The organism is Cytophagales bacterium (assembly GCA_033344775.1).
GTDB lineage: Bacteria > Bacteroidota > Bacteroidia > Cytophagales > Cyclobacteriaceae > JAWPMT01.
Window position 1 is genome coordinate 273,493 of sequence record JAWPMT010000005.1, and the last position, 26,694, is coordinate 300,186.

A 26,694-nucleotide genomic window follows, 5' to 3' on the forward strand; every position below is an offset into this window, starting at 1 on the left:
CAGGCATGCCATTACTCAAATTCTCATCCTATTTGCTCATTCTGCTGATTTGCATTTCATGCCAGAGAGATTCGAATCAACAGTCTACTTTTTCATCCACCGCTAAAGATACTAGCCCGCCTGAGGATTGGGTAGACCCGCTCTTCTTCATTGATGGCCAACTCTGTCAACATCTGCGAAAGATCTTCCAAGACTCCAGAGGTGATCTCTGGTTTGGCACCAATGTCTATGGCATCATGCGCTATGATGGGGATACGCTCGAATACTTCGATGAAGGTCACGGGCTGGCTGGTGGTAGAGTTACTGGAATTGTAGAGGATAGCGCTGGCAATGTATGGTTTGGCACCGCTAATGGATTAAGTAAGTATACGGCATCAGAAAATAACCCAGGCGTTCAGTTTGAAAATTATGCTACAGACCAGGGATTGGAAGACAAGGAAATATGGAGCCTTTTTCTGGATGACAATGATCAGTTTTGGGTAGGTACCACACAGGGGCTCTATCAATTCGACGGCCAGTCTTTTAGCGCATTTGATTTACCAAAAGCAGCAGTACCGGATACGGTTTCAATCTACTCCGAAGATCGTATCACCGACATCATTAAAGACCGGACAGGCACTTATTGGTTTGTTACGGATGGTTTCGGGATTACCTGCTACCATCCGGAGAAGGGATTTCAGTTTTTCACCAAAGAAAACGGATTGCCTAACAACAGTATATCCAGCCTCATGGAAGATAGTCGAGGCAACATTTGGATCGCCACCATGTTGGGTGGACTCGGACGATATTCGGATGGAAAATTCATAACATATCCATACAGTACAATTAAAGGATGGGAAATTGGTGCATTGTATGAAGACCTTCGATCGCAGGTTTGGTTCGCCTCTGAAAACCATGGGGTGTACCAATACGATCCCACCAGTGATTCCTTTACCCAATTCAATAAAGCTCAAGGTTTGCTTACTGATGGCATTTTAAGCTTCTATGAAGACACCTCCGGTCGATTCTGGTTGGGTGGCTGGGGCGGACTTTTCCGATACTATCCCGACCAAAAAAATCCAGCCTTCTTATTTCGACCTGTTACGGCATTGGGCCCCTGGAATTAGGATAATTGCTCCGAGCGTTTGATCTTTCACCATGAAAAGTAAAGCAATCGCCGAATCCTGGTTCGCAAAATGGTCTTCCGGTGACTTTATGAATTTACCACTAGCCGAAGGCTTTACACATGAGAGTCCTTTCGGAATCATTTCGGGAAAGTCTGCCTATCTCCTACTAGTTGAGCAAAATCAGGACAAGTTTCTGGGTTATCAATTTGAGATCCACGATGGTTTCTATGAAGCAGATAAAGCATGTGTCCGATACACTACGAGGCAAGGGGAATCCTTCAAAATGGATGTAAGTGAGTGGTACTATTTGCAAGGAGAGCAAATAACCAAAATCATCGCTCACTACCACATTGGGGAAATACGAGAAGATCGGCAAATTGAAGATTATGAAAACCCATCATGAATCAGGGACGGCTACTCATTCTTGACCTGGACGATACAATTTTCGAAACCCGGAGCATTGGCACCAACCATCTCAAATCAATATTCAGTCAATTCAGAAAGGTCGGGATCGATCATTATTCTTCAAAGGCTTTAGAGGAGATTGAAAATGACCTTTGGCATCTTCCATTTGATCAGGTTGTTTCAAAACATCAATTCCCTATCGAATTAAGTAAACTGCTTCCAAAGCTCATCAATGAAACCAACTTCAAATTTAATATTCAGCCCTTTTCAGACTTTAAACACCTACAATCCTTTCCTTACCCAAAAGTATTGGTCACAACAGGTTTCAAACATTTGCAAGAAGCCAAGATCTCTGCGCTGGGAATAGCTTCCGCATTTGAAGCCATCTATATAGATGAAATTGATGCTCCAAATCGCTTATTCAAATCAGGGATTTTTAAACAGATCATTGAATCCAGTGAATTGATGCCTGAGCAGCATGTCGTCATTGGTGATAACCCGGAATCTGAACTGAAAGCCGGAAAAGCACTCGGGCTTACTACCATCCAGATGGCTCGCTCAAATCAACCTAACTCACCCTACAGTCTGTATCGTATTACAAATTTCGCAGAACTGGAATTGACGTAGTGCTTCAATAAGTAAGCCCCGTAGACTTGAATCCACGGGGCTACAGATGCTTAAATTATACTACTTGTTATTTACACAGCCTTGCTCAAATTCTTTTGCTTGGCTTGCTCATATTTGAATTTCACACCAAGTCTATCACCGATTTTTACAGCAGATATCCAACTGGCCCAGGAAAGTGCTGCCAGTATATGATCATCTTTTCCACGATAAAACAGCTTGAATTCCTCAAAATGATAATCCTGGATACGATGAGGAGAAAATGCCGTCAGATATAACATCCTTGCCAGCGGCTGATTTCCCGCTGAGATTACAGATACGATGGTATCCAGGTCTCTGGTATTAAGTAAATCGCCTCCATCCCAATTGATGATCTGATCCTTCATGAACTCACGTACCTCCTCAGGAATGTACTTTTTCCCAAGATGACTTACTACTCTGAAAAAATAGCTGAAAACATGCTCTAATCTGGCATTGGACTGGGCCCAGTAAAGGGCCTTTATTTCACCAGAGACGCCCTGTACCTTTCCTGCCTCTTTCTTTTGGGCAAGTACCCCTGAAAACATTTTCGCGGCCATGGCCTTCATGATCCCCTTTAGAAAATTGATATTAAGGGGTAGTATTGTACTGCCAAGGAAAATGGTCACCATTCGGTTGAGGTAATGAAAAAATACCGCTGTTCCTATTATTTCGGGAGCTTGAGTTGACGGAAACGGAGGATTGTTTACCGTCATAGATTTGAAGTTCCTTGTATTGAATGACCAGTTGACAATTTCTCGAACCTTATCATCCTGAATCATATCAAGATCTTTTTTCACAATTGCATCAGCAACTAATTTATCCTTTAACCCAAGGATCATGATGGTATGGGCATCTACACAATAAGGACATTCATTCGACGATGATACCGCCGCTCCTACCGCCTCTTTGATCATTCGTTCCACTTGATCCTCCACCAGCACCGTTTCTCGCAGGATACCCCATATTCCTGTCAATAAATCCGGGATCAGTGCATGCATGGATATAGGTTCTACAACCTCTCCCATTTCGGATTTTAGTTGATCATAGACCTCCTTGACCTCTCCTGTGGCTTCTGAAGGTTTGATTGCATCAATGAATTTAATTGCCATCTAAAAAAATATTTGAGGCAAAACTAGAACCTCTGAGACCGGTGAACTGTCCGGCAGCGGACCGCAAAAAAATCAGCATTTTACAGGGTAAATTCTACCAGTAAAATCACCTCCTGAACGGGAAGAAGTTTGGATGAGACAATTACTTTAAAGCCCTGGACTTAGTCGGATATTAGACAATGGCCTGTATCATTATGTTTCTTGGCTGACTTTTACGTGGGTTAGCATGGAACACATTGATCATTCCTTCTCGATAGGAATTAATGATGAGGAAATAAGATCATCTTAAGCACCATTAAAACCAATAAAAAAGCCGCTACTCTTTTATATGTGAATTGGCTTCGGACTTTACCCAAATACGGATGTTGACGAGACACCTCCGCAACGAGTACATAACCTCTTTTTGGAACGGTAAGAATCATTGACTTGTCCAGGGCATTGCGAATCAAACAGATAGAATGGGTCAATAACTCATCACCGGATGCATAATTCCCCCAGACCGTCTCTATAAAATCCTTTCTTAAGACCACCTGACCTTCCCTTTCTATCATCATATGCAGGAGTTGTATCAGACGTGGCTCCAAGTTACGGACGGTACCGTCTTTTAAGTTTTTGATCTGATGCCTTGAAAAATCAATGCGATAAGTCTCATTCAGGGTCACATTTTTCATATCAATCTTTTCTCAAGGTACAAAAGCAATTTACAACATCTCCTCAACCCTACATTTGACAAGAAAGGTCAAGGAAATGTTACATCTCAAATTGAATAAGCATGAACAAATGGTCTGCCTGTCCACATTGGCAGTTTATCTGATCACCTCTATCCATCACGTTTATGGTGCCTGGCTCTACGATACTCCCTGGAGAACACATATCGCCTATCAAGGATTTACGTGGCTTCTGGTCTCTTATCTCATCATGGTGGTTTACATCAATTGGAGCAAACGATTCCTGGTATGGGCATATATCGTCGTAGCAGGATTTTTCTTCGTTGGTGCCATCGGGTTCTTCGAGGGCGCCTACAACCATGTGCTTAAAAACATGCTGTACTTCGGAGGCTTGTCAGAGGATACCCTACACCTGATGTATCCCCCACCTAAGTATCTGCTACCCAATGACTGGTTATTTGAAATTTCAGGAGTTCTGACACTTTTCATCAGCCTATGGTGCATGAAATCCATGATCAATTGGGTAAAGTCGATCAGAAAGTCAGCAACATAATCGTTCTTTTGAATATGAAAATTGAAATCTGCTGTCCCTAAGGCATTCCACAAACGCAACCAGACCGGTAACATCATCTCTGTACCACGAGCCGTAGAGATATCTCCCAGGTCGATGATCCGATCGTCTTGCCAACCAAAAGATCTCAACACTTCTTTCACCTTTAACTTCGATGGTTCATCATTCCCGGATACAAATACATCATGATTGCCCTCTATTTTCGCTGGGTTAACCATGATCTCTGCATTCATTGTGTTTAGGGTCTTTACAACCTTTAATTGAGGAAATGCACGTTGAATTTGCTCACCTAGAGAATCTGTATTGACAGGGTTCAGACTCGGAGGAATCCCTTCGCTGAAATCCAGTGGGTTGGCCAAATCTATCAATATCTTATCACTCAAATCTCCAGCAGCTTTCAATACTTCCAAAGACGACTGCCCATTCGTACAATTAAAAATAAGCTCTGAGGATCTCGCTACTTCGGAGAAAGTAAGTAGTCTGACTTGCTCATTGGCAGAGTACCAGGTTTGAAAAGGCGGATTACCGTACCCATCAGGGTCCGATTTACTCAAGGTATTCTCCACATCTCTTGTCCCCAACAGTACTTCATGACCTAACACCGTCAACTTTTTGGCAATGGTTCTTCCAACCACACCTGTTCCAAAAACTCCAATGTTCATTTTATATATCTTTATGTTATTAAATATCAAAAGTATAGTACTATTTTAGTCAGGGCAATACACTGTCAATAATGATAGTTGCTTTCACTTTCAATATCATCAGTCATGATCATCGATGGAAAAAAGTATCAATACCGCTTGCGAAATGAAGACTTTCATTGTGCACTTGATGTAACCATGAGGTACATCGGCGGAAAATGGAAAGCCGTTGTTTTATGGTATTTACGTCACGAAAAGCGCAGGTTTTCTAAACTAAAAGCATTGATTCCGGACATCACCGACAAAATGTTGTCTTTACAATTGAAGTCACTTGAAGAAGATGGAATCGTCACTCGGACGGTTTATTCGGAAGTGCCGATCCGGGTAGAATATGAATTATCCACAGAAGGTCAGACACTCATTCCAATGATTGAAGCTATGGCCGGATGGGGACGTAATAAAGCAGAGCGCGAAGGCAGATTAGTACCAAGCGAGAAATAGCTAAATATTCGAATCAAGGAATACCTCCCATTTTCCTTCATCACTTTTCTTCCAGACGATGATGTATTTCCCGCCATAGCTACCACTACATTGCCCAACCTCCAGCACGATATTTTCATTGACTTGTTCCGTTTTCAATGGGGTCAACATTAAGGAATAGCTTTCACGGTTCATGTATTGATAGTCCTGAATTAACCCAGGACGACCCACAACCAAAGGTTTATGATTATAGTACATGGTGTTTTCGGAGTACAGTTCATTAATCAATGCAGCAGCATTGTGTGCATTACACAATTGGATCCATTCCTCCCTCCTTCTATCGATCTCAACTAAAGCCGGAGTAAAATCCAATTGCCGAGAAAAGAATTCTAATTCCAATTGCTTCTCCTGATCGGATACGGCCAGGACCTGCACATAACCAAAGACCACTCCCCCACTATAAAAACTTCCTATCTCATAATAATAGCTGCTGTCTCGATTTGCAACTACGCCAAATTCGGGCTTGTAAGCACGATCTGCTAATTCTGTTTCCAAATTCCGTTCATGAATCGCCGATTCTCCTTCGATTATATCCCCACGATCATTGATGCTAATGGCATTCTTAGCATACCCAAATTCCGGAGCAGCTTGCGCCAGTAATTTTGTATTCATGCCAATCAGAGACATGAACAAAATCAGCAATGCCGTACTAAATCGATAACGTGGCTTTTTCATGGTTTGACCTTTTGTTCTAAGTTACTGATTCATGCTCAAAATTCATCAACCACACTTTCCTTAAGGGTGAATAGCATCCGGTCTGTTCGAATACTATAACCTTGTTCCTTCAGTGTTTATCACCAAATCACAATAGCATGTATAAAACTTTCTCTTAACACTATGTTACTTTTCTGATTTCGTGGCATAGTACCGAAAAGTATACATTTCAAATATGAAGTAGTATCGAACTATTAGAATCAATCACCAAGATGACGGGCAAGACATTCTACCACCTATTTTTTCTCAGTCTCCTAAGTTGCATTTCTCCTTACGAATTTGAATCTATAGATTTTGAAAGGACTTTGGTTATCGATGCCTCCCTGACTACCGAAACCACTGCTCATTTTGTCCGATTGAGCTACACCTTTGAAATCGATTCTTCCAAAAATGATCCGGCTTCCAACGCATCCGTGGCATTTATTGACGAGACGGGTGCAAGAACTTCATTGAGAGAAGCCACACCGGGTTTCTATATCACGGACTCCACCTTTTTTGGCATCCCTGGAGCATCGTATTCATTGGAAGTGATTCTCGCCGACGGAACCATGTATCGGTCTTCGGAAGAGACCATGCCTGTCCCGGCAGTGATCGACAGCATATACGGCCGCTATATCACACTTCCTACGGATACTGATGACACAGACATGACCGGGGTACAAGTTTTTCTGGATGCTCATTCAGAGGATCCAGAATCCCAAAATTTTCGATACACTTACCGAGATAGCTATCAAGTCCCAGTTCCCTTTCCTTCTCAATATGATTGGTCGGGCACTGGTGAAACCTTCCGGATCTTTGAACGCGAGCGTCCGCTTGGTACCTGTTATCGTAAGAGTGCATCCACAGAAACAATGGTCGCGACAACAAGAAGTTTGAGTGAGAACAAAGTACTGGAATACCCTATCCGGTTCATCAATGAGTCTTCCGATGACCTGGCCTATCAGTACATCATTGAAGTAACTCAATTCACCATCTCAAATGACGCCTATAACTTCTTTAGATATTTAAAAGAAAGTAATGAAGGTGCAGGCAGCCTGTCCGATCGACAATTGGGCAGTATTCGGGGCAACATTATTGATGTCGCAAATCCCAATAATCTGGTATTAGGCTATTTTGAAGTAGCCGGCGTATCGACTGTAAAGAAATCTTTCAACTACCAGCAATTTTTATTGGAAGGCATTAAAACGGAACAGTTCATCTGCCTGCCATTGGAAGAGGGTCAGGACCTTGGCTTTGGTTGTGTTTTTAAAGATCAACGAATGATATCGATAGTTGAAGTTCTGGAAGAAATCGTGATCAATCCTCGGACAGGAGACACCACGATTGTAGAAGAAACCGTTCTCGACTACTCCGATCTGGATGCCGAACTTAACAGCCTTGGCGTAACCTCACAGGAAGCTTGTGGTTACACTTATCGCATTGTGGACGTTAATGCTACGACGGCTTTTGTGTCTCATGAATCATGCTCTGATTGTACGCTTTACGGCTTATTGGAACCTCCCTCTATATGGGAAGAATGATCACGTGGATACTGCCAGACATTTAGGCAACATGATTCACAGATTTGCGTAAATCTGATAAAAGAAAAGGTCATTGGAATAGCGTTTCAGGCCATACATTTTTTAATTTTGCAGCGTGGAAGATTACTTTTTTAGTCAAGACAAAAACTATCTCTTAAAGAAAGCCCAGCAAGCCAACCGGGATGTCTTATTGGAGAAGTGGGTCTTGCAAAGTATAAAAGCTTACATGGAACTCCACAACCCCATGGGACTAGTTGACGATTTTGTTCGTAGCATCATGGGTGTGACCAACTACAAGACAGCCTTCCTTGAGGAATCTTATGATTTCCTCGCAGCAAGCTATCGTTTCCTTTATTCTTCCAATCAATTGGAATTCCTTTGGGACGGACGATCGCATCAGCAGAAATATCAGGATGAATGGGAAACCCAATTGGATCACTGGATCTACGGTCTGACGCGTATTGACAACATTAATCGGCCAATCATTCGGGCATGCGTATTGAAGGACGATTCTTCTATGCTCCTATTGCATAAAAATTTCAGTCGCGCCATTCTCAAGGAATTGAAATTAAAATGGGATGGCCGTAAGAAATCGCTTGTAAAGGCTGCCTAGCCTTAATTTCAGCTGTTTACCAATTTAAAAGTCATACAGAATTTTATCTGATACTAGAAGTATCTCACTTCAAAGCGATCAAAATTTTCCAGGGTAGTGGCAGATTTAATTACTTCTTGTACCCTGGCTAATGGTGGTCCTTGTAAGCACCATTGGTACAATTTCATGACCGTCTGTTCTTCCCCTTCCGCATGCACGCTAACATCACCATTGGTTTCATTCCGGACCCAGCCTTTTATGCCCAAAAGATCAGCTTGCTGTTTGGTAGATGCCCGGTAAAAAACACCCTGAACCTTACCTACGCATCGAAACTGAAAAGCAACCAGGGGCATTTAGTAATTTTATCAATGTACGATATTGCAAGTTTTACAGAGCTTACGCTTGTGCAGTGGTCTTTTCTTAGGGGGTCTCTTGTGGCCGAAATACAAGGGATCAGAATATTGAGGTTTTTTCGCCAATTTGGCTTCTTTCTTCTTTTTCTTAGCAACCTCTTCCATCCGTTCCTCGAATATTTCACGGTCTGATTTGGGCTTCTTTTTGAAAACCTTAGCCACCGTAAGCTTCTTGTCTTTTTTGACCTGATACCTAGGAGCCGGAGGATTAGGCGGAGCTACATCTTTTGAACTCTGACCATACAAAGCCATAGTAGCCAGGCAAAACACCGCTGCCAAAAACACTTGTTTCGAACGCATATACACAAATTTATAAGTCTTTAACGTTTTTGACGGGGATTCCGTACATGGAAAAGCTAAATTGCATGCTACATGACGATCGTCCGTTCATCAAAAGTAGTTTCTGGCAACATCCTTGCATGATGAAATTGCAATAGGATATCAGGAAAAGCAGAAGAGTATTTATGATAAATGTGAGCAAGTACCCAAAAGTGATCAACCTACCTAATACGTTCCTTATTCCAATTCTTACTTGCTGGATGTTATTGCTTTTTCAACCAGTGAGCGCACAGTTGATCACCGAAGCGGACTATTTAAAACGAATGGATGACGGTGAAGACCTTATGAAGCAAGGTAAACACGAAGAAGCGGATGAGAATTTTCTTTTCGTGATCGAAAACATGGAGGTATTACCAAGCGAGATTGCCTTCCTATTCGGCCAGAACAGCTATCACCTCATGAAATACAAACAGAGTATCAACTGGCTGAATAAATACATTCAGATTAAGGGTACAAAAGGACGGTATTATGAACCAGCAGTGAAGTACCTACAATTGGCCGAAAGTAAATACATTGAGATTCAGCGTGAGAGAAATGAAGAAATGTCCAATGAGCTGGTCGGTGAAGATTATGACTGTGACGGGCTCGAAAACATGATTTGTCCAGTCTGCCATGGAAATGGGGTCATCATCAAGCAGAGTTATTTTGATCGGATCTATAAAACGTGTCCCTATTCTGCAGGAGAGCCCTATCTAACTTGCGAAGAATACAATTTATTCATGCGAGGGTTACTCGACCCCAAGCTCAAAGAGAATTAAGAAAGTCGGGATTTATAATCCTGATATCCAAACTCCCGGACCAACTCAAATTCACCATTTCGAACCACACCAATCGCCGGATGTTGAACCCCATTGAAAACGGTGGTCTTGACCATGGTATAGTGCATCATATCTTCAAAAATCAAGGGATCACCAGGCTTTAGTTCCTGATCAAAACCATAGGCCTCCAAAAAGTCTCCAGCCAGGCAGCTTACACCACCAATTCGATAGGCATATTTCCCTTGACCAGTATCCTGATGAGCATCAGTAATCACAGGTCGATACGGCATCTCCAGGCAATCGGGCATATGACAGGTGAAAGAAATATCGGCGATCGCCGTTTTCACTCCTCCCCTTTCAACCACATCCAGTACAGTAGCGTGCAGGTCTCCAGTTTGCCAGGCCACGGCACTACCAGGCTCCAGAATAATGTCCAGGTTATATTTTTCCCTAAAAGCTTTCAACAATGTAACCAAATGATCCACATCGTATCCTTCAGAAGTCATCAAATGTCCTCCTCCCATGTTGAGCCACTTGATTTGATGAAGGAATTTCTCAAATCCGGATTCCAACTGCTTCAAGACTTTTTCAAGTGCGTAAGAATTGGACTCGCAAAGCACATGAAAATGGAGTCCCTCGATTTTAGCTGGCAATTCATCAGGCATGTCTTGAGAAGACACCCCGAGCCGAGAATTCAGTCCCGCAGGATTGTACAGGTCCGTATCTACATCTGACCATCCCGGATTGACCCGTATGGCACAGCTCACTTCGTCAGGAACCTGATCAGAAAACTGCATCCATTGACTCCATGAATTAAAAGTCATATGCGAAGACAATCCAGCAATCTGTTGAAACTCTCTTGGTGGATAAGCCACCATATAGGTATGCGATGCCACTCCCATCTCTTCAACACATAACCGAGCCTCATGCAATGAACTTGCGGTGGCTCCTCCCAGGTATTCTCTGATCAATGGAAAGGCACTCCACATCGCAAAACCTTTGAAAGCCAGGATGATCTTAGCTCCCGATCTCTCCTGTACCTCTTTCATTAGCTGAAGATTCCTTTTCAGGCGATCTTCCTGCAACACAAAACAAGGAGAAGGGATCTCGGGCAAGCTCACTACTTCAGGTATCTCGATTTCAGGATCTCCATGTGATGATACAGGTGACCGATGGTGATATAACCAATTGAGTTTACATCCACACGCAATCCATTGGCCGATCCAAAGCTCAGGAATTCTTTTTCGCTGAAGCCATTGAACAAATCGATTGTAGCATTTCGAACATTGATAAATTCTGTTCGGTGATCTGCCATTGGGCGTTCATTCGCCCGGCTACTTACCACATAATCATCTTGTTCAAATCCTGGCAAATCTGTCATATCTCCTCTTCCAAACCGCAAAGCACGGTAGGAGAAAATACGTTCTGCATCACAGATATGCCCAATTAATTCCTTAATGGTCCATTTACCCTCAGCATAGGCATATGCACCTTTTTCTTCAGGGATTTCATCGATCAATTCAACAAATTCATCTCTGGAATCAATCATCAAAGGAAGAAGCTCCTTTTTCTCAGGAATACCTTCCACATACCCCTTATAGAATAAGGGTATTTTTTCGATATCAGGTCTTGGCATGGTTGATCAGTCTTCGTTTAGGTTCTTTATTGGTATTTGTTGGCTGCCATTAATCCAGCTCCAGGTCTATGTTTTCCTGTTCATGCCACGGAAGCCCATAGGCTGCAAGCTGCTCTAGAAATGGATCAGGATCAAATTCTTCTACATTAAATACTCCAGCTCCCGCCCATTTCCCAGTCATCATCATCATTGCTCCTACCATAGCAGGCACTCCAGTTGTATACGATACACCTTGTGCTCCGGTTTCCTGATAAGCCGCCTGATGCTGACAATTATTATAGATGTAATATGTTTTTTCTTTTTCATCCTGAATGCCACGGATACGACAACCAATACTGGTTTCACCCTCATAGTTTTCACCAAGATCTCCAGGATCCGGAAGTACGGCTTTCAGAAATTGTAATGGAATGATCTCTTTTCCTTCATACATAACTGGCTCAATGGCAGCCATGCCAATGTTCTGGATCACTCTCAGGTGTGTGAGGTATTCTTCTCCGAAGGTCATCCAAAATCGGGCTCTTTTTAATGAGGGGAAGTTCTTAACTAATGACTCCAATTCCTCATGATAGATCAGGTAAGAACTTCTTTCACCAATATTTGGATAGCTCAGCTCTTTTCGGATGGCGTGTGGCTCGGTTAAGTGCCAGTCCCCATTCTCCCAAAACTTACCCTTCTGGGTCACTTCCCGAATATTGATTTCCGGATTGAAATTCGTTGCAAATGCCTTACCGTGATCACCACCATTGCAATCGACAATGTCCAGATAGTGCATTTCATCAAAGTGGTGTTTTGCTGCTCTGGCTGTAAATACACTGGTCACACCAGGATCGAATCCACATCCCAAAACAGCCAGTAATCCAGCTTCCTTGAAACGGTCCTTATAGGCCCATTGCCATTTGTATTCAAACTTGGCTTCCTCTGGTGGCTCATAATTAGCCGTATCCAGATAATGAACACCACATTCCAGACAAGCATCCATGATAGTCAGGTCCTGATAAGGCAGGGCCACATTGATCACCATCTTAGGTTGATGCTTATTGAAAAGCGCCATCAATTCTGGGACCTGATCGGCATCTACCCGATCGGTTTCAATGGATACATTAAACTTTTGCTGAACATCTGATGCGATCGCATCACATTTGGACTTGGTCCGGCTGGCTAGCACAATTTCCGAAAAAACTTCCGGTACCTGAGCGCACTTATAAGCAACAACCCTTCCGACGCCTCCAGCGCCGATGATCATGACCTTTGACATACACCTTGAGTATTAAAAGGCAAAGTTAACCTTAGTTTCTCAAGAAAAAATGGTCGGGGAAAAAGATTGAGAATATTATGTTATTGTACCTTTCTGTATATCAAAGGATAAATCGGTAGGTATACTTAATTAGGAATGTGTGATCTGCGTTGATATTGGTCAGTTGATTGCTCAGGCTACGGAAGCCATTGTCATTCATTTGATTGAAATCCGAGCCATTGGAAGACCATACCAGGAATAATGTCGACCCTTGAATGTATTCCCAACGGATTACAAAGTTTGACCTAAACTGTACCACATTGAAGTCTGGATCTCCCATGGTATAATCGGTGATCCCATCTCGATTTTCGTCAATGGTGTACGTTTCATCCGCGCCATTCCAGGCTATTTGATCGGGATCTAGCAGTTGAAATCGATCATCGTAGGCCTCTGCATGAGGTGAAACAGCCAATTTAAAGTCACTGTATTCACCCCGGGTCATGAAGGGCTGCGCCCACAATTCCACCGAGAAATTTGGTGTAAGGTTGAATGTACTGCGAAACGAAACCCGATAAGTTATTTGATTGATCCGACCTAGCAAGAACCGGTCTTCCGATCCAAAACTTGATGTTTGGATATACTGCAAATCGTTCCTGTTCCAATTGATCGATGGTTGTAAATTCAGGCTAAGGGCGTTGATGGGCTGCCAAAACAATCGGCTCCACAGGCCACTTTCCCAGGCATAATTTTCAAAACCTCTGAAAAACCACTGATTGATTCGAAACGTCAGTTTCTTTTGACTGTTGGTTCCGAGATAATACCAATAATTAGATCCACCAGGATAAGTAATGGAAGGTCCACCCCGGAGATCTGCATTGGAAACGGAATTCATTCGGTAAGTAGAGCCATTTCCAAAAGACCAGTTGTTCTTAAATTCTGCATGAGCATTCATGTTTATGCTCTGAGAGGTATTGATCCCATCAAAATCCCACCCGGCAGACTGGTTCATGTTCACTCGGATAGATCGGAAAATACCAAACGTCTTCAGGGTACGGTATTGGATCCAAAAATCCTGTGACATGACGTCTGATTGTCGTAAAAAACCCAGGTCATTGGTCTCGAATTCCGGTGAAGTATAAGCAAATGATAGATTGTACCGCACTTTTCCCTGTGCCTTACCAATATTGATCGCGCCTGAAGAGCCATTCAAACTAGTAAGGGTAGAATCCACATCATGGTGTCGGTTATCCGGTCGTTGGAAGAATCTTTCAGAAGCCGTTTGCGTCAATAAGATTGACTCGGGTGTCCCATTGACATGACTAAAGGAAGATCGCATGCTGACGTAATACTTTCGATCCAAAAAATTGTGCGTTACATCAATTCCTCCTGAATACGCATTGTCATGCAAAAAATGCAAGTGGCTGTCTTCTTCATTAAAGATCCGATTGGTGGAAGTAAGGATTGCACCTACGACAGTGTTCCCCTCATCGATATCTTGTTGAAACCTTCCCACCAAATAATTGGTCGTAGGCTCTACGGCTATTTTTTCCCGGCTACCATCCAAATTTTGGACTTCTGCTTTTTCACGGTTCGTAACCGCTTCCAGCAAACCCCAGGAAAAGCCTTTCTTATTCTTGCCAGTAAGCTTAGCAGCGCCCCATATCCGCGTAAAATTGGGTTGGTCCACGTAAGCGATGTTATCTCCATCTGGGAAATAGCTCGGCCTTTTTCCAATCCTCCTTGAGTAAAACAAATTGTTGCCGTCTCCAGTAGGAAAGGTCAGGATATTGTTTCCCTCCAAAAAGAAGGGTCGTCTTTCCTGGAAGAACAACCTGAAGGCAGACAAGTTGACTTGTGAGGGATCTGCTTCCACCTGTCCAAAATCAGGATTGATGGTCAAGTCGAGGGTAATATCACTGGTGAGGCCGATCTTGGCATCTACACCTGCATCAAACGTATTGTTTTGCCCGGTGGCAAAGGGATTACCTTCTTCCTCCTCAGTTAATTCAGTTTTTGCTACAACATAGGGCAGAATCTCTAGCTGCTTTTGTGGTTTGATGCCTTTGATGCCTTGCAATTGACCAAATAAATGCACCCATCCTGGTGCGTCCTGAGCGATGGGCTGCCATACCGAGCGTTCTTCTTTTCTAAAAAATCTCCGTGTGAGTTGAATGCCCCAGCTATGTTCAGGTACATCCGCGAAACGAAGTTGAGAAAGAGGGATTTTGAATTCAGCGATCCAGCCCTGATCATCGATGGACGTCTTCAGGTACCAGATAGGGTCCCAGGTATCGTCCCAATCATCGCCATTATTGGAAATATACTCATCACCAATCACTCCAGACACAGAGGCCGTGAAGGAAAAGGCCGTACGTTTATCATTGTAACTATCAATATTGATCTCGATCCAATCCCCTTCGAACCCATCTCTTCTCGACAGCCTCTTTTCAATGGCTGAAGGGTCTGAATCAAATGCCCGAACGCCTACATAGAGGAATTTAGCATCATATAAAATCTTGAATTGTGTTTGTTCTGATGGTGGCACCCCATAATCCGGGAAGCGCTGAATGAAGTCACCTGACCATTCTACCTGATTCCAGGCAGCATCATCCAGTTTGCCGTCGATTACAATTTCACTGTTCCGGAGGGCTGTCTCGTATTGTCGGGGAGTGGGCTGTTCTTGTGAAAACACCCACATGCTGACCAGGCACAAAAGCAGGGTTAAAATACGTTTCATGGTTGGTAGAAGTGTGTTTGACCTTTCCTCAAAGACTTAAAAAATGCTTTGAAGTTGCTTTAGTATGTACTCTACCAACGGCAATTGGTTACAAAATGTTGTAAAAATGCCCGATCCGGCCATGAACGGCAGTGAACTCATCGCATCGGCGAAGACACGTCTATTACGACGCCATTCAGGTCTTCAATGAGCAATCGACGCTGACCATAGAAAGTATCGTGCGGTTCCTGCAAGACCTCCACACCATCTGCCTGCACTTGCTCGTATAGCGAATCAACATCTTCGATAACCAGTGTGAGGTAGTAACCTCCAGGCTTCATCGCTACTTCCTTAGGAACAATCTCACTATTGGGATGGATCAAGCCAATTTCCAATGACTTTTCTTTAGAGATCAAGTGAACGAACCAATCACTATCGAAATCAATTTCAAAGTCAAAATAGCGGGTATAAAATGCAGCAGACGCTGTAAGTTGTTCGGTAATCAGGTTGATCAATAACCGGTTGACTGTCATGGTTTTTTCTTTGTGGATACGGGGTTTTAGAGGGTTAGTTTATAGTATTCAAGAGAAAAGCTGGGGAGTCAAATTCGCTATTACTCAAATCAAAGTGTCCAGGTCGCACTACACTTTTTCCAAGTGTGTATGGAAGGTTTCTTCTTAGAAATCGTATTTGAAACCGACCTGCACACCAATTCCAGAAGGATTGGCCACAAATGCCGCGTCATTCTTGGTCAGGGATTGTAAGTTCTTTTGATACGTCGGCTCAAAACTCAGATTGACCCGGCGATGGATCCAGTACCCGACCTCAAAACCGGTGACAGCAGCAATAGTCAAACTTCGGTATGGAGAACGGCGCCCTGGTTCCAGTTCAAAGGAGCTGAAGTTTTGACGGCCTCTGAGGCTGTTCCCTAAATACAAATTGGCAGCCAATCCTCCATTCAAAGTCACATTGAATCTTTTGTCGATCAACTTATAACCCGCTTGCACCGGGATGGACACGAATTGGAAGGTGTTGTTGATCTGAATGTCATCCACGCTAAGTTTGGTCAACTCGCTTTCCACCAGATTAGCCACAGATTCCAGTCCAGCGATCTCACTTGAATAAGCCACAGCCTTATTAAACCCTTCACTCTCCAGGATCAGGTTAGTGAATGTTCTTGCACCCAGCAGTGAATAGAGTACGCCGACTTCAACCGACCATCTATTCTTGAGCTCCATCCCAAAATTAACTCCAACGGAATAAGAAGCCCCTCCACTGATGTTTTGTGAAAGTTCGGGAATGGCTTCACGGTTTGCTGCGTCCTGAATCGCTTGCTCTTGAGACGTGATCTGATTACCAGGCGCGTAATTCGGATTGAAATATCCCGAGGCAAAATCAACACCACTCCAAAAACGGGTCTTGCTCTTGCCATTCAAAACCTTTCGTTTCACTTCATTGACCATGACGCCATTCACACCAAAAGCAGCAGGGTCTGGCACATTAACTGCCAGGAGTTGATTTACCGGCTTACCAAATAAAATAGCGTTGGATGGCCGCTTGCTCATTGGCCTGTAAAGGCTTATGCTACTCACCGCAATATCATCTAGCATTGATCCAAATGGCTGATCTGTCGCACTTAAACCAGCTATTGTTGAATAGGTTGGTCTTGTAGCGATGGTCTTACCGCCAGGAGTATCAATTTTGGATAAGGCCACACTCAAAGGTTGAGTCTGCGACTTAGGCGTAACATCCTTTCCCTCATCATTGGTATCTGTATTTAGCCTCAGTATAGAAAATCCAGCGTAGTTGCCTGTAGATTCATTTTTATCTTCTGACAGGGTTAGGGTATTCTGATCGCTTGCATCGAAACCTAACCACGTAACCACGTCCTCAAAATTGAGAGAAAGTGCAAGTGCTGCTAATGAGACAGCAAAGATCACGGCAGCGGCAGCCGTCCATTTATAGATGACTGTTTTCTTTTGCAATCCTATGAGCTGTGTTTGCGTCAAACTATGATCGATCTCATTCCAAATGCTGGAAGGAGGTGTCACCTTTGCTCCCGAGAATGCCGCTTCCCAAGATTGTTCGAATTTTCCTTTTTTATCCTCTTGCTTGCTCATAAGATGGATTTTTGGATAATACTTTCTGTTGCAAGAGCATTTTAGCCCGCGAATACTGTGACTTGGAGGTCCCCTCACTGATCTCCAGCATTTTGGCTATCTCGTGGTGCTTATAACCTTCAATGGCAAATAAATTGAAGATCACTCGGCACCCATCAGGCAATTCCTGAACCATTGCTAACAGCTCCTGATGACTGAAATCTGAGATCGCAGTACCTTCCTGGGTCCAGCTTTTCAATTCATCTACATCGACCATTGGATACATGTAGAGCTTGCTGCGTTGAGAGTTCAACGCGGTATTGATCACTACCTTCTTAATCCAGTGTACAAGCGAAGAATCCTGCCGGAACGTGTCGATCTTCTGGAATACTTTGATAAATGCCTCTTGCAAAATATCTTCTGCTTCTTGTTGCATTTTTGCATACCGAAGCGCAACGGCATACATCTGCCCGCTGTACTTATCATACAAGGCTTGCTGCATTTCTCGTTTACCAGAAATACATCCTTTGATCAATTGTTCTTCTCCAGGTGTCACTTGCAGGTGATGTGTATTAATGACAACTTTAATCGGAATTTGGTTGTAATCTAAAAATAATAAAACAGAAAACGTGACTTCAACCAGTGTAACACACTCATTTTCAGTGATTTTATTCACATTACTTTTTCTACCCTTTTTGTCTGTAGGCCAGTCTAAGCAATTGGTTTTCGAAGATAAGAACTACGAAGATGCCGTGGGTATGGTCACGTTACGACTTCCTGGTGCGACCACCTTCAATACGGACCCGGTGATTCCTTTAGGCCAAACGCTGCTCCTGGATTTCGACCTGATCGGTGAAGATTATGAATTTCTACACGCTAAATTGATCCATTGCACCTATGACTGGCAGCAGTCAGAGATCCGAAGCCTCGACTTCCTCAACATCTACAATGAGTTTTCACTGGATGAATTCAATTACAGCAGCAACACCCTAATCCCATATACCCGCTATCAATTCAGACTACCCCCTGTTACCAAATCAGGCAACTATCTTTTGGTCGTTTACAGAGATGGCGATGAAGAAGACCTATTGTTTACCCGAAGAATGGTTGTTTATGAAAACCTCGCTGCGGTCAATGGACGCGTTCTTTTTAGTCAGCTAGCCAGGCAAATGCAGACGCATCAACGCATCGATTTCGAAGTGCGGCATCCAACATTGAATATTTTTAATCCGCTTCGAGATCTTAAGGTCATCCTCCTCCAAAATCACAATTGGTATACTGCCATCAGGGAATTGCAACCTACTGTTCAACGTCCGGACCAGCGCTACCTGGAATTCCATCACTTTACAGGAGAAAATGAATTTCCGGGCAACAATGAATTCCGCTTCTTCGATTTAAGAGCCACACAATACCGAGGCAGAAACATCAATGCCATATTTCAGCAAGGCAATTCTTACAGTGCCCGATTAGGCAAGGATATCTCTAGAAAAAACCTGGCTTACACCAATAGCATAGAAGATGAAAATGGTGCCTATTTCCCTGGCAATACCGATCCAGGTGAAGACCTGATGGAAGCTGACTACATCTATACCTCCTTTTTTCTGGAAACGGAGCAACTATCGACTCCTGTATATATCACTGGTAAATGGAACAACTGGCGACTGGACACCAAGAATGAGATGGAATACGAGCCTGGATTAGGCTTGTACATCAAAGAGATTCGCCTGAAGCAAGGGTTTTACAATTTCGCTTACGCGACACAAGAAGGAATGAAGGAAATAGAAGGAAGCTTTCCTGAGACAGAAAATCAATATGAGGTACTGGTGTATTTCACCGATCCATCTCTGGCCTATCACCGACTGATCGGCTACACCAAATTAGCCAGCGGCAACTAGCTCACGCATAGGGTAAGGTACTATCGTACGATAATGATCTGCGTTGGCTATATCCAACATGCCAAAACCTTTCTCAGTATAAAGCCCCATCCCGCAAGAGAATAAGAAGCGCTGCACTTCTTCAGGTGCATACAAAGTGAAGGGGAAGGTATAGCCACGAACTTCATGTCGTATCTCTTTATCAAATACCGGATAGACCCAGGCAATTCTTTTCTGTGAGGCCTTCATTTTTTCGAGGTAGCCCATATCAGGTACCAATTGGAATTTTTGGATGTTGGGGATCGCATCTACATCAATACCCGCCTCTTCCATTCGCATCATGGTCGATTCAAATAACTTGTCTGAATACTCATCAGATGCGGGATTAATGAATTGTGTGCCTTCTGGAGAATCAAGCGTTGCTTGTGTAACCACCATAGGACTCAGACAAATCAGTTTCTGTTCTTCGGCCAGTTCTACCTCTTCTTCCTGATGAACTGTCTCCGGGATGACAACTAGCGTACTTATCTCGATCTGATGCTGATCAAAGATCCGTCCGATCACGAAATCCACGAAATCTTCATTGGGAGAGGTGAGCACAATAGTAACCCGGCTCGATTGATAATGCAGGCCTTGTTTACTCACTCTCGTCTGCCCTTTCAGCGAACTAAAACTGTAATAAGGATAGCTCGAATAGCCCTCATGGCCACTAGAAGCTATTAATCCCCTAACAAGTTGTGATATCAAGTACTGATGGTGAAAAGGAATCGCAGCTCCTTTATTCTTCACCTGAAAGGTAATCCTTACTCTCACGGTAGTTCACTTTTAAAAATTCCAATGAATGGTGAACAGCGTAAAACGGATATTGTTCAAAGATTTGGTAAAAATTTAGACATTGAATCGAAAATGCATGATGTCTCCATCCTTCACGACATATTCTTTGCCTTCTATGGCCATCTTTCCGGCCTCTTTGATCGCCACTTCTGTCTTAAGCGCCTGATAGTCTTCTAACTTCACTACTTCCGCTTTGATGAAGCCTTTTTCAAAATCGGTATGTATCACACCTGCAGCCTGAGGCGCTTTCCACCCACGACGAATGGTCCAGGCACGTACCTCTTGTGGGCCAGCAGTGAAATAGGTGATCAAATCCAATAAGGCATAAGAAGCTTTGATCAGGCGGTTAAGGCCAGATTCAGCCAAACCATATTCGTCGAGAAACATTTGCTTCTCTTCCGGATCTTCAAACTCCGCGATCTGTGCTTCCAACCCTGCACTGACCATGACCATTTGTGCACCTTCTTTTTGCACGTTCTCTTCCAGCATATTGGACCAGTCATTACCGCTAGTAATGGCATCCTCTTCAACGTTGGCTACATAAATGATCGGCTTGTCCGTCAGTAATTGCAATGGCTTGATCAGTGTACGTTTCTCGACATCCATTTCAAGTTCACGTGCGTTCTTCCCTGACTCCAGGTGCTCTTTGAAAGGTCGGAGCACTTCCATCTCACGTTTCGCCTCAGCATCCCCCGATTTAGCGATCTTTTCTACTCGCTGGATTCGCTTGTCTACCGATTCCAGGTCTCGAAGTTGCAGTTCCGTATCGATGATCTCCTTGTCCTCGATTGGGCTTACACGACCAGATACGTGAACTATGTTATCGTCGTTGAAGCATCGGATCACATGCAGGATGGCATCTACTTCACGGATATTGGCCAGGAATTTATTTCCTAGCCCTTCGCCCTTGCTCGCTCCTTCTACCAGACCGGCAATGTCTACAAACTCCATTACTGTAGGGATCACCTTAGCAGGATTCACCAGATTTTCCAGTTCATTCAACCTCTGATCTGGCACCGTGATCACACCTACATTTGGCTCAATGGTACAAAAAGGAAAATTCGCCGCCTCTGCTTTGGCGTTTGATAGTGCGTTGAACAAGGTGGATTTACCTACGTTAGGCAATCCGACAATACCACATTGCAATCCCATGCGTTTACTCTGCTTCGTTTAAGGCCGCAAAAGTAAAGGGTCTGATGTTTACAGGTAAAGTTTGTGAAAGAATAAATCATTGCAGTAGTTATTCCATTGATAATGAAGTGCTATACTTTGTCGCATTTCAAATGCTGATCAATGTGCTATCGCAATGCAATTTCGACTGAACTAGTTGCTAGCGTTATCCATTTGATGAATTTGGGCGTGCCCTTTCAGGTCAGGTCTTCGCTACTCACTCCTATACTTCGATAAGCTTGCCATTTCGGCGAGGCAGCTCAAGAAGGCCGGAGTTCAAACAGGTCGCTCACCCCTTCACGCGACGACTGCATTTCAAATTTTATTATCCTGTAATTGTGAATCATCGCTCTTCAAATACACTTCAAATGCCGAATAAGAAGTTTAAAGGCTTCATTAGGCTAAATTTATCCGACCATAATTTTTTAAAGTTTTAAGTACTGTTAAAGTCTGAATTCCAGCCCACTCCAGTTTAGTTCCTTCACTGATGCCATACCAGGTATCCCAGCGCCCGTCCCCTTTTTGACGTCCAATCAACTCATTGATATCTGCATCAATGGTCGCTTCGTCAAATAAAGGAGATAATATGCTATTGGTAGTCGGGGCATAATTCAGGCTATGGGGTTTTCCATAAAGGCCCCACCCCTCATCTGCTTCGTTCAAACTAATCACGCCATCTTTCAAGACCCATTCGCCTAATCGCTTGATTTGTTGTTTAGCTTTTTCCTTGCTTCTTGTATGCTGTAAAAACGTGAGCCACCTGGGCACACAGAGGTAGCAAAAGGCATGTTTCCCTTGAATTCGTTCAAATTCACTCCATACAAATTCCTCAGCTTGCTGCATCCAAGGAATATCAATCTTGTATTTCTCCAGCAAACCCAACAATGGAGCGGTTGTACTCAATGCAGCCCATTCCTTAACTGTTTTAAAGTGATCTTCACAAGGATAATCACTCGTCGGCCGCATCATCCATGGAATTCCTCCCTTCTCAGTAGTAAGCCGCTCAAAATATGGCATAAAATCCTTCAGGATCACATCTGGAGAGAGGTAACCTACTTCATCAAGCGTTTCTAGCGCCATGATGCTAAATAATGGTTGACTTTCTGGCGAAGCAGTATCAGGTTCCATCCCATGTCCAAATCCTCCATCCGAATTTCGGTAGGCGTATACCGCATGAAAGACACCTTCTGGTCCATCACCCTCAAAATGATATTGAAACAATCGGCGTTCGATCATGCGGGCATTGGTGAGGATAAAGTCTTTGGCTTTCTGGAATCCGGGCTTAGTAAGGTTCATATTTCAATCTAACTTCGAATGCATCGCAAAACTGTCACTCCGGGAAATAATAATATTGTATGAATCGGTCATCATTCCTCAAGTCCATTTTTTGAGGCTGAAAACCAGCATATTTCTTCACCTCCCTAATAAAATGAGACTGATCATAGTAATGATAGTAATTGGAGTGACTCTTTTTGACTTCAACCAGGCTCCTCTTGAATCTAGTGATCTGTGCATACTCCTTGATTCCAATGCCAATCATATTTGTAACCAGCCGATGGATTTGTCGAGGACTTAACCCAACGATTTCTGATATTTCTTTAACTGTTATTTTTCCATCCGAATCATCGACGAGTTCAAAACACTTTTTCACTCGGAGATCCACAAAATTGTTTGCAAGGAATTTTTCGAATTGTAGATTCAGATAATGAACCAGCAACTGCGGTTGAGACAAATAACCGATGATGAGTTGTTCATTCAAATTGAAGTTGTTCAATGTATTAGATTCAGAATCATCCAATAGGGATTTGATACTCAAGGGAAGCAATCCACCTGCTGCAATGGGGTTGAAACACACGCCAAGTACTTCCATCTCCTCATCATAACTGATCGATGCAGATTTTGTCCAGATTCCGGTTAATCTCGTATCAAGAATTTTACCTGCTTTGATCATCAAGACCAGATCAAAATGACCATCTGGCAAAACTTCAAACAGTTTGATCGCCTTTGGCTTGACGTGATAGTACCAATAACATTTGATGTATCGGCTTAATGCAGGACTCGCTTCAAACTTTTGCGTTATCATTCCTTCCGATTAAGTAGCCTTCTGATTCCCGACGCAGCATATTCGCCAATAATGTGTAGTGTCCATCATTAGTTTAAACTAACAGAAATTAATTCCTCTTGATAAAATCCATTAAACAAGGTATCTATTTCATTTTGTATAATATGGCTAATGAAATAGTTTCTACAAGAGCATCTAATCCCTTCATTTTCATCTCTGGTTATAATCGTTAGTTGTTGATCGGCCCCATAGGGCGTACATAGTGTATATGTCGTGATTGGACGCACATCATAAAAATCATCGATCCAGGTCAAAGGAGTGCTTAGTCGATTGTCGACTAATGTAAGATCCTCCATGAAGTACTCATCAATCTTGAATGAGATTTGTTCCAATTCTTCTGGTATTATTTCAATCAACTGATCTTCTACATGGCGTAATTCGAAGTTAAAAGTGTCAAAGAAAACCATCGGTGGTTGACATGGCGGGGGTTCGCATTCTTCCTCAGTTTGACAGGCAACCAGCCAAAGCATTGAGGCTATTAATAGTATCAAAAAAGCCTTTAATCGTATCATGAGGTTAAGATACTTACAAGAATCTCTTATTCCCTCATAATGTCTTTTTCTTCTTTCTTTAGTAGACCCACAGGTTTGATCAACGAGGAACAGTTAAAAGACGATTTCACCGAATGAATAATGTGCCCATCAGCCATCTCTCCTCAAATGTCTGAGATTAGAAATGGAAATCACAACTAATTTCAAGATCGCATATATAAAGCGTTAGTTTTATTCAAGACGGTTAAAACCACTTTTTGTAAATCATTTGCCTAAGTCACTAAATTCCATCCCCGCGAAGCACGAAATTATTCCAGCTCAGCTTGAACCATAGGGACAATCTGCTGTTTAAAAGGTATCTTCCTCCAAATCTGTATCGTCAGTCTTAAGATGAATCGATTTTTGATTTGCATCCATGTAATTGTTCTCTCAATATTCAGCGGACACAGCCAATCCAAGGAAGCGCTCGAACGTAAATTGGAGATGGCTCACAGCGTAAACGAGCGAGTGGATGTCATCAATGAGCTGGCTTTCTCCCTACACAACCGCTACCCACATGAGACTTTAGAAAGATCACAAGAAGCCATCATGTTGATCAACAAGGCAGACATTCCAATGAATGTAGCGAAAACAATTGCGCTCAAAAACATGGGACTTGCCTACTGGCGTTTGGCCAACTATGACTCCAGTCTCTATTTTTTAGATCAAGCGATCGAGCTGGCTGAAGTCATCGAAGATGACTCGCTAAAGGCAAAAGTTACCAGTAATATGGGTCTTGTTTACCGCGAACGTGGCGAATATGCCCAGAGTTTAAAAAGTTCGTTTCAAGCCTATAGAGTATTTCAATCACTGGGGGACCTAACCAACGAAGCCATTATAGCCAATAATATTGGTGTCGTCTACGGGATGATGGAAAATCACCTCGAAGCGCTGAATTATTTTGAGCATTCCATTGATTTAGGTCAGGATATACTGAATGAAATGGTTATATGCGGTAATCTAACTTGTATTGGAGAAACTTACAACCATTTGGGTGATACAGAAACCAGTATGGATTACCTTGATAAAGCAATCATCTACTGTACGTCCATACGCAACAATGTTTACCTAAGTCAAGCCTTGTACAATAAAGCTACCATCCTTTCGAGGCTTGGTAAGTTTGAAGAAGCCACTTCATCGTTCCAAAAAGCGCTTTCCATACAACAAGAAATCGGTGAGCTCCGAGGGCAGGCCAATAGCTACAATGCGCTGGGAGAGTTATTCCTCAAACTAAATGACACAGAAACGGCCTTACATAACCTGGAAAAAGCCTATGCCATTAGCACTGAAAACAAGTTACTGTCATCGCTTCAACGCTACTATTTTCTGAAGATAAGGATCGATAGCTTGCGTGAAGACTATACTTCGGCACAAGAAGACAAGGCATTATATAAAAGCCTGACGGATAGCCTATATCACCTCAAAGATTTTTCGGAAATCTCAGAAGTCATATTGAACTATGAAACTGAAAATTTGCGAATCGAACGGAAATTACAAGACGAGGCAATGAAATCACAGCGGGCAAAAAACAGGATCACCTACATTCTGCTGGTGTCTGCATTTTCGGTTATCCTAATCCTGGGCTTCATGTTTTGGTCTAAATCAAAGGACATGAGGAAACTAAAAAACCTCAACCTCCAGATCATCGGGCAAAAAGCAGAAATCGATAAAAGGTCAGAGGAACTTCGAGGCTCGAATTCCGAATTAAGGAACACCGTAAATCAATTACTAGAGGCCCAAAAACAATTGGTAGAATCGGAGAAAATGGCCTCATTGGGACAACTCGCTGCTGGAATAGGTCATGAGATCAACAACCCGCTAAATTTCATTAAGGGTGGGGTATTAGCCTTACATCAAGAGTTGGAAACAAGTGCCAAGAACGATGATAATGGCTTGAATTGTTACTTTGAAATAATTGAAGAAGGAGTAAACAGGGCTACAGAAATCGTAAAGAGTTTAAGTCATTTCAGCAGACTGGACCAATCCATGCAAGACAAATTCGAAATACATGAGGTCATCGATCATTGTCTAGTCATTCTGAAAAGCAAATTAAGGAATCACATCACTATTCATAAAGATTATCATCAAGCTCCATTGATGGTTATCGGGAATGAGGGGCGCCTTCATCAATCCTTCATTAATATTCTCTCCAATGCCGAACAAGCGATCGACGACAAAGGAGAGATCAGCATTGCAACCTCTGCAGACCAAAACATGATAAAGGTCCTAATTAACGATACAGGCAGAGGGATTGAAGAAAGTAAACTTCAAAGGGTAATGGAACCCTTTTTCACCACGAAACCTCCCGGGGAAGGCACAGGTCTGGGCCTATCGATTACCTATAATATCATCGACGAACATAAAGGGGCTATTTCTATTTTATCAAAACCAGGAGAGGGCTGTTCGGTGATCATTCAACTGCCACTACATAGACAAGAACCTTGACCTTATTTAAAAA

Annotated in this window: 27 protein-coding genes; 9 read left to right on the top strand and 18 right to left on the bottom strand. The window is 42.9% G+C overall.

Annotated elements, in window-relative coordinates; all coding sequences use genetic code 11:
• Positions 1–5: 5 nt before the first annotated feature.
• Genes R8G66_19085 through R8G66_19095 form a run of 3 tightly spaced genes read left to right on the top strand, consistent with a single transcriptional unit; the run spans position 6 to position 2,138 of the window.
• Entirely contained in the window at positions 6–1,106 is a 1,101-nt protein-coding gene (locus tag R8G66_19085; GenBank protein MDW3194490.1) for a two-component regulator propeller domain-containing protein, read from the top strand.
• A gap of 31 nt (positions 1,107–1,137) precedes the next feature.
• Positions 1,138–1,509 carry a nuclear transport factor 2 family protein gene (locus R8G66_19090; protein ID MDW3194491.1) on the top strand — a complete coding sequence of 124 codons (372 nt, stop codon included), beginning with the start codon at positions 1,138–1,140 and terminating at the stop codon, positions 1,507–1,509.
• The gene (locus R8G66_19095; GenBank protein ID MDW3194492.1) at positions 1,506–2,138 is read left to right on the top strand and encodes an HAD family hydrolase; all 633 of its coding nucleotides are present in this window, start codon (positions 1,506–1,508) and stop codon (positions 2,136–2,138) included. Before R8G66_19090 ends, R8G66_19095 begins: the two co-directional genes overlap by 4 nt.
• A 71-nt stretch (positions 2,139–2,209) precedes the next feature.
• Here R8G66_19095 and R8G66_19100 read toward each other — a convergent pair whose 3' ends face one another.
• The 3 genes from R8G66_19100 to R8G66_19110 all read right to left on the bottom strand — a co-directional run bounded on the left by R8G66_19100 (position 2,210) and on the right by R8G66_19110 (position 5,166).
• Positions 2,210–3,265: a hypothetical protein gene (locus R8G66_19100; protein MDW3194493.1), complete on the bottom strand. Its 1,056-nt coding sequence runs from the start codon at positions 3,263–3,265 to the stop codon at positions 2,210–2,212.
• Positions 3,266–3,525: 260 nt separating this feature from the next.
• A complete protein-coding gene (locus R8G66_19105; protein MDW3194494.1) occupies positions 3,526–3,936 on the bottom strand; it encodes a winged helix-turn-helix domain-containing protein in 411 nt (136 codons plus the stop codon).
• A 348-nt stretch (positions 3,937–4,284) separates the two neighbouring features.
• Complete coding sequence (locus R8G66_19110) at positions 4,285–5,166, bottom strand: NAD(P)-binding domain-containing protein (protein MDW3194495.1); 882 nt, start codon at positions 5,164–5,166, stop codon at positions 4,285–4,287.
• A 105-nt stretch (positions 5,167–5,271) separates the two neighbouring features.
• Here R8G66_19110 and R8G66_19115 point away from each other — a divergent pair, with 105 nt between their 5' ends.
• Entirely contained in the window at positions 5,272–5,646 is a 375-nt protein-coding gene (locus tag R8G66_19115) for a helix-turn-helix domain-containing protein (protein ID MDW3194496.1), read from the top strand.
• On the opposite strand, the gene R8G66_19120 is transcribed toward R8G66_19115, so the two are convergent.
• Positions 5,647–6,360, bottom strand: a complete 714-nt coding sequence (locus tag R8G66_19120) for a hypothetical protein (GenBank protein ID MDW3194497.1) — start codon at positions 6,358–6,360, stop codon at positions 5,647–5,649.
• Positions 6,361–6,611: 251 nt separating this feature from the next.
• On the opposite strand from R8G66_19120, the gene R8G66_19125 reads away from it, so the two are divergent.
• Positions 6,612–7,919 (top strand): DUF4249 domain-containing protein, encoded by a 1,308-nt coding sequence (locus R8G66_19125; GenBank protein ID MDW3194498.1) that lies wholly within the window; start codon positions 6,612–6,614, stop codon positions 7,917–7,919.
• A 115-nt stretch (positions 7,920–8,034) separates the two neighbouring features.
• A complete protein-coding gene (locus R8G66_19130) occupies positions 8,035–8,532 on the top strand; it encodes a hypothetical protein (GenBank protein MDW3194499.1) in 498 nt (165 codons plus the stop codon).
• A gap of 53 nt (positions 8,533–8,585) precedes the next feature.
• Here the strand turns inward: R8G66_19130 and R8G66_19135 are convergent, their stop codons facing one another.
• Positions 8,586–8,864 carry an acylphosphatase gene (locus tag R8G66_19135; protein ID MDW3194500.1) on the bottom strand — a complete coding sequence of 93 codons (279 nt, stop codon included), beginning with the start codon at positions 8,862–8,864 and terminating at the stop codon, positions 8,586–8,588.
• Between the two features lie 12 nt (positions 8,865–8,876).
• The gene (locus tag R8G66_19140) at positions 8,877–9,224 is read right to left on the bottom strand and encodes a hypothetical protein (GenBank protein ID MDW3194501.1); all 348 of its coding nucleotides are present in this window, start codon (positions 9,222–9,224) and stop codon (positions 8,877–8,879) included.
• Positions 9,225–9,397: 173 nt separating this feature from the next.
• Between R8G66_19140 and R8G66_19145 the strand changes: the two genes are divergently transcribed.
• Entirely contained in the window at positions 9,398–10,021 is a 624-nt protein-coding gene (locus R8G66_19145; GenBank protein ID MDW3194502.1) for a hypothetical protein, read from the top strand.
• Here the strand turns inward: R8G66_19145 and nspC are convergent.
• The 7 genes from nspC to R8G66_19180 all read right to left on the bottom strand — a co-directional run bounded on the left by nspC (position 10,018) and on the right by R8G66_19180 (position 18,382).
• Positions 10,018–11,142 carry a carboxynorspermidine decarboxylase gene (gene nspC / locus R8G66_19150; protein ID MDW3194503.1) on the bottom strand — a complete coding sequence of 375 codons (1,125 nt, stop codon included), beginning with the start codon at positions 11,140–11,142 and terminating at the stop codon, positions 10,018–10,020. The two genes, R8G66_19145 and nspC, sit on opposite strands and share 4 nt — an antisense overlap.
• Positions 11,142–11,657 (bottom strand): DinB family protein, encoded by a 516-nt coding sequence (locus R8G66_19155; GenBank protein ID MDW3194504.1) that lies wholly within the window; start codon positions 11,655–11,657, stop codon positions 11,142–11,144. The genes nspC and R8G66_19155 overlap by 1 nt, the downstream gene beginning before the upstream one ends.
• 49 nt (positions 11,658–11,706) lie before the next feature.
• Positions 11,707–12,912, bottom strand: a complete 1,206-nt coding sequence (locus R8G66_19160; protein MDW3194505.1) for a saccharopine dehydrogenase family protein — start codon at positions 12,910–12,912, stop codon at positions 11,707–11,709.
• A 100-nt stretch (positions 12,913–13,012) separates the two neighbouring features.
• Entirely contained in the window at positions 13,013–15,628 is a 2,616-nt protein-coding gene (locus R8G66_19165; GenBank protein MDW3194506.1) for a DUF5916 domain-containing protein, read from the bottom strand.
• Positions 15,629–15,765: 137 nt separating this feature from the next.
• A complete protein-coding gene (locus R8G66_19170; protein ID MDW3194507.1) occupies positions 15,766–16,140 on the bottom strand; it encodes a VOC family protein in 375 nt (124 codons plus the stop codon).
• A 144-nt stretch (positions 16,141–16,284) separates the two neighbouring features.
• The gene (locus tag R8G66_19175; protein ID MDW3194508.1) at positions 16,285–17,727 is read right to left on the bottom strand and encodes an outer membrane beta-barrel protein; all 1,443 of its coding nucleotides are present in this window, start codon (positions 17,725–17,727) and stop codon (positions 16,285–16,287) included.
• Positions 17,708–18,382, bottom strand: a complete 675-nt coding sequence (locus tag R8G66_19180) for an RNA polymerase sigma factor (protein MDW3194509.1) — start codon at positions 18,380–18,382, stop codon at positions 17,708–17,710. Before R8G66_19180 ends, R8G66_19175 begins: the two co-directional genes overlap by 20 nt.
• Before the next feature lie 19 nt (positions 18,383–18,401).
• Between R8G66_19180 and R8G66_19185 the strand changes: the two genes are divergently transcribed.
• Positions 18,402–19,601, top strand: a complete 1,200-nt coding sequence (locus R8G66_19185) for a DUF5103 domain-containing protein (protein MDW3194510.1) — start codon at positions 18,402–18,404, stop codon at positions 19,599–19,601.
• Here R8G66_19185 and R8G66_19190 read toward each other — a convergent pair.
• From R8G66_19190 to R8G66_19210, 5 genes are all read right to left on the bottom strand, one after another.
• On the bottom strand, positions 19,584–20,393 hold the full coding sequence (locus R8G66_19190; GenBank protein ID MDW3194511.1) for a CRISPR-associated endoribonuclease Cas6: 810 nt from the start codon (positions 20,391–20,393) through the stop codon (positions 19,584–19,586). The two genes, R8G66_19185 and R8G66_19190, sit on opposite strands and share 18 nt — an antisense overlap.
• 75 nt (positions 20,394–20,468) lie before the next feature.
• Positions 20,469–21,566, bottom strand: a complete 1,098-nt coding sequence (gene ychF / locus R8G66_19195) for a redox-regulated ATPase YchF (protein ID MDW3194512.1) — start codon at positions 21,564–21,566, stop codon at positions 20,469–20,471.
• Between the two features lie 414 nt (positions 21,567–21,980).
• Positions 21,981–22,880 (bottom strand): hypothetical protein, encoded by a 900-nt coding sequence (locus R8G66_19200; protein ID MDW3194513.1) that lies wholly within the window; start codon positions 22,878–22,880, stop codon positions 21,981–21,983.
• Positions 22,881–22,914: 34 nt separating this feature from the next.
• Positions 22,915–23,667, bottom strand: a complete 753-nt coding sequence (locus tag R8G66_19205) for a DUF6597 domain-containing transcriptional factor (protein MDW3194514.1) — start codon at positions 23,665–23,667, stop codon at positions 22,915–22,917.
• 68 nt (positions 23,668–23,735) lie between these two features.
• Complete coding sequence (locus R8G66_19210; GenBank protein MDW3194515.1) at positions 23,736–24,218, bottom strand: hypothetical protein; 483 nt, start codon at positions 24,216–24,218, stop codon at positions 23,736–23,738.
• Positions 24,219–24,680: 462 nt separating this feature from the next.
• On the opposite strand from R8G66_19210, the gene R8G66_19215 reads away from it, so the two are divergent.
• Positions 24,681–26,681, top strand: a complete 2,001-nt coding sequence (locus R8G66_19215; GenBank protein ID MDW3194516.1) for a tetratricopeptide repeat protein — start codon at positions 24,681–24,683, stop codon at positions 26,679–26,681.
• Positions 26,682–26,694 lie beyond the last annotated feature (13 nt).

Coding starts and splice junctions, on each gene's coding strand:
- R8G66_19210 (MDW3194515.1), bottom strand. CDS start 24,218: ATGATACGATTAAAGGCTTTTTTGATACTATTAATAGCCTCAATGCTT.
- R8G66_19100 (MDW3194493.1), bottom strand. CDS start 3,265: ATGGCAATTAAATTCATTGATGCAATCAAACCTTCAGAAGCCACAGGA.
- R8G66_19155 (MDW3194504.1), bottom strand. CDS start 11,657: ATGCCAAGACCTGATATCGAAAAAATACCCTTATTCTATAAGGGGTAT.
- R8G66_19215 (MDW3194516.1), top strand. CDS start 24,681: ATGGCTCACAGCGTAAACGAGCGAGTGGATGTCATCAATGAGCTGGCT.
- R8G66_19135 (MDW3194500.1), bottom strand. CDS start 8,864: ATGCCCCTGGTTGCTTTTCAGTTTCGATGCGTAGGTAAGGTTCAGGGT.
- ychF (MDW3194512.1), bottom strand. CDS start 21,566: ATGGGATTGCAATGTGGTATTGTCGGATTGCCTAACGTAGGTAAATCC.
- R8G66_19105 (MDW3194494.1), bottom strand. CDS start 3,936: ATGAAAAATGTGACCCTGAATGAGACTTATCGCATTGATTTTTCAAGG.
- R8G66_19120 (MDW3194497.1), bottom strand. CDS start 6,360: ATGAAAAAGCCACGTTATCGATTTAGTACGGCATTGCTGATTTTGTTC.
- R8G66_19205 (MDW3194514.1), bottom strand. CDS start 23,667: ATGATAACGCAAAAGTTTGAAGCGAGTCCTGCATTAAGCCGATACATC.
- R8G66_19200 (MDW3194513.1), bottom strand. CDS start 22,880: ATGAACCTTACTAAGCCCGGATTCCAGAAAGCCAAAGACTTTATCCTC.
- R8G66_19115 (MDW3194496.1), top strand. CDS start 5,272: ATGATCATCGATGGAAAAAAGTATCAATACCGCTTGCGAAATGAAGAC.
- R8G66_19140 (MDW3194501.1), bottom strand. CDS start 9,224: ATGCGTTCGAAACAAGTGTTTTTGGCAGCGGTGTTTTGCCTGGCTACT.
- R8G66_19125 (MDW3194498.1), top strand. CDS start 6,612: ATGACGGGCAAGACATTCTACCACCTATTTTTTCTCAGTCTCCTAAGT.
- R8G66_19090 (MDW3194491.1), top strand. CDS start 1,138: ATGAAAAGTAAAGCAATCGCCGAATCCTGGTTCGCAAAATGGTCTTCC.
- R8G66_19110 (MDW3194495.1), bottom strand. CDS start 5,166: ATGAACATTGGAGTTTTTGGAACAGGTGTGGTTGGAAGAACCATTGCC.
- R8G66_19170 (MDW3194507.1), bottom strand. CDS start 16,140: ATGACAGTCAACCGGTTATTGATCAACCTGATTACCGAACAACTTACA.
- R8G66_19165 (MDW3194506.1), bottom strand. CDS start 15,628: ATGAAACGTATTTTAACCCTGCTTTTGTGCCTGGTCAGCATGTGGGTG.
- R8G66_19175 (MDW3194508.1), bottom strand. CDS start 17,727: ATGAGCAAGCAAGAGGATAAAAAAGGAAAATTCGAACAATCTTGGGAA.
- R8G66_19085 (MDW3194490.1), top strand. CDS start 6: ATGCCATTACTCAAATTCTCATCCTATTTGCTCATTCTGCTGATTTGC.
- R8G66_19160 (MDW3194505.1), bottom strand. CDS start 12,912: ATGTCAAAGGTCATGATCATCGGCGCTGGAGGCGTCGGAAGGGTTGTT.
- R8G66_19095 (MDW3194492.1), top strand. CDS start 1,506: ATGAATCAGGGACGGCTACTCATTCTTGACCTGGACGATACAATTTTC.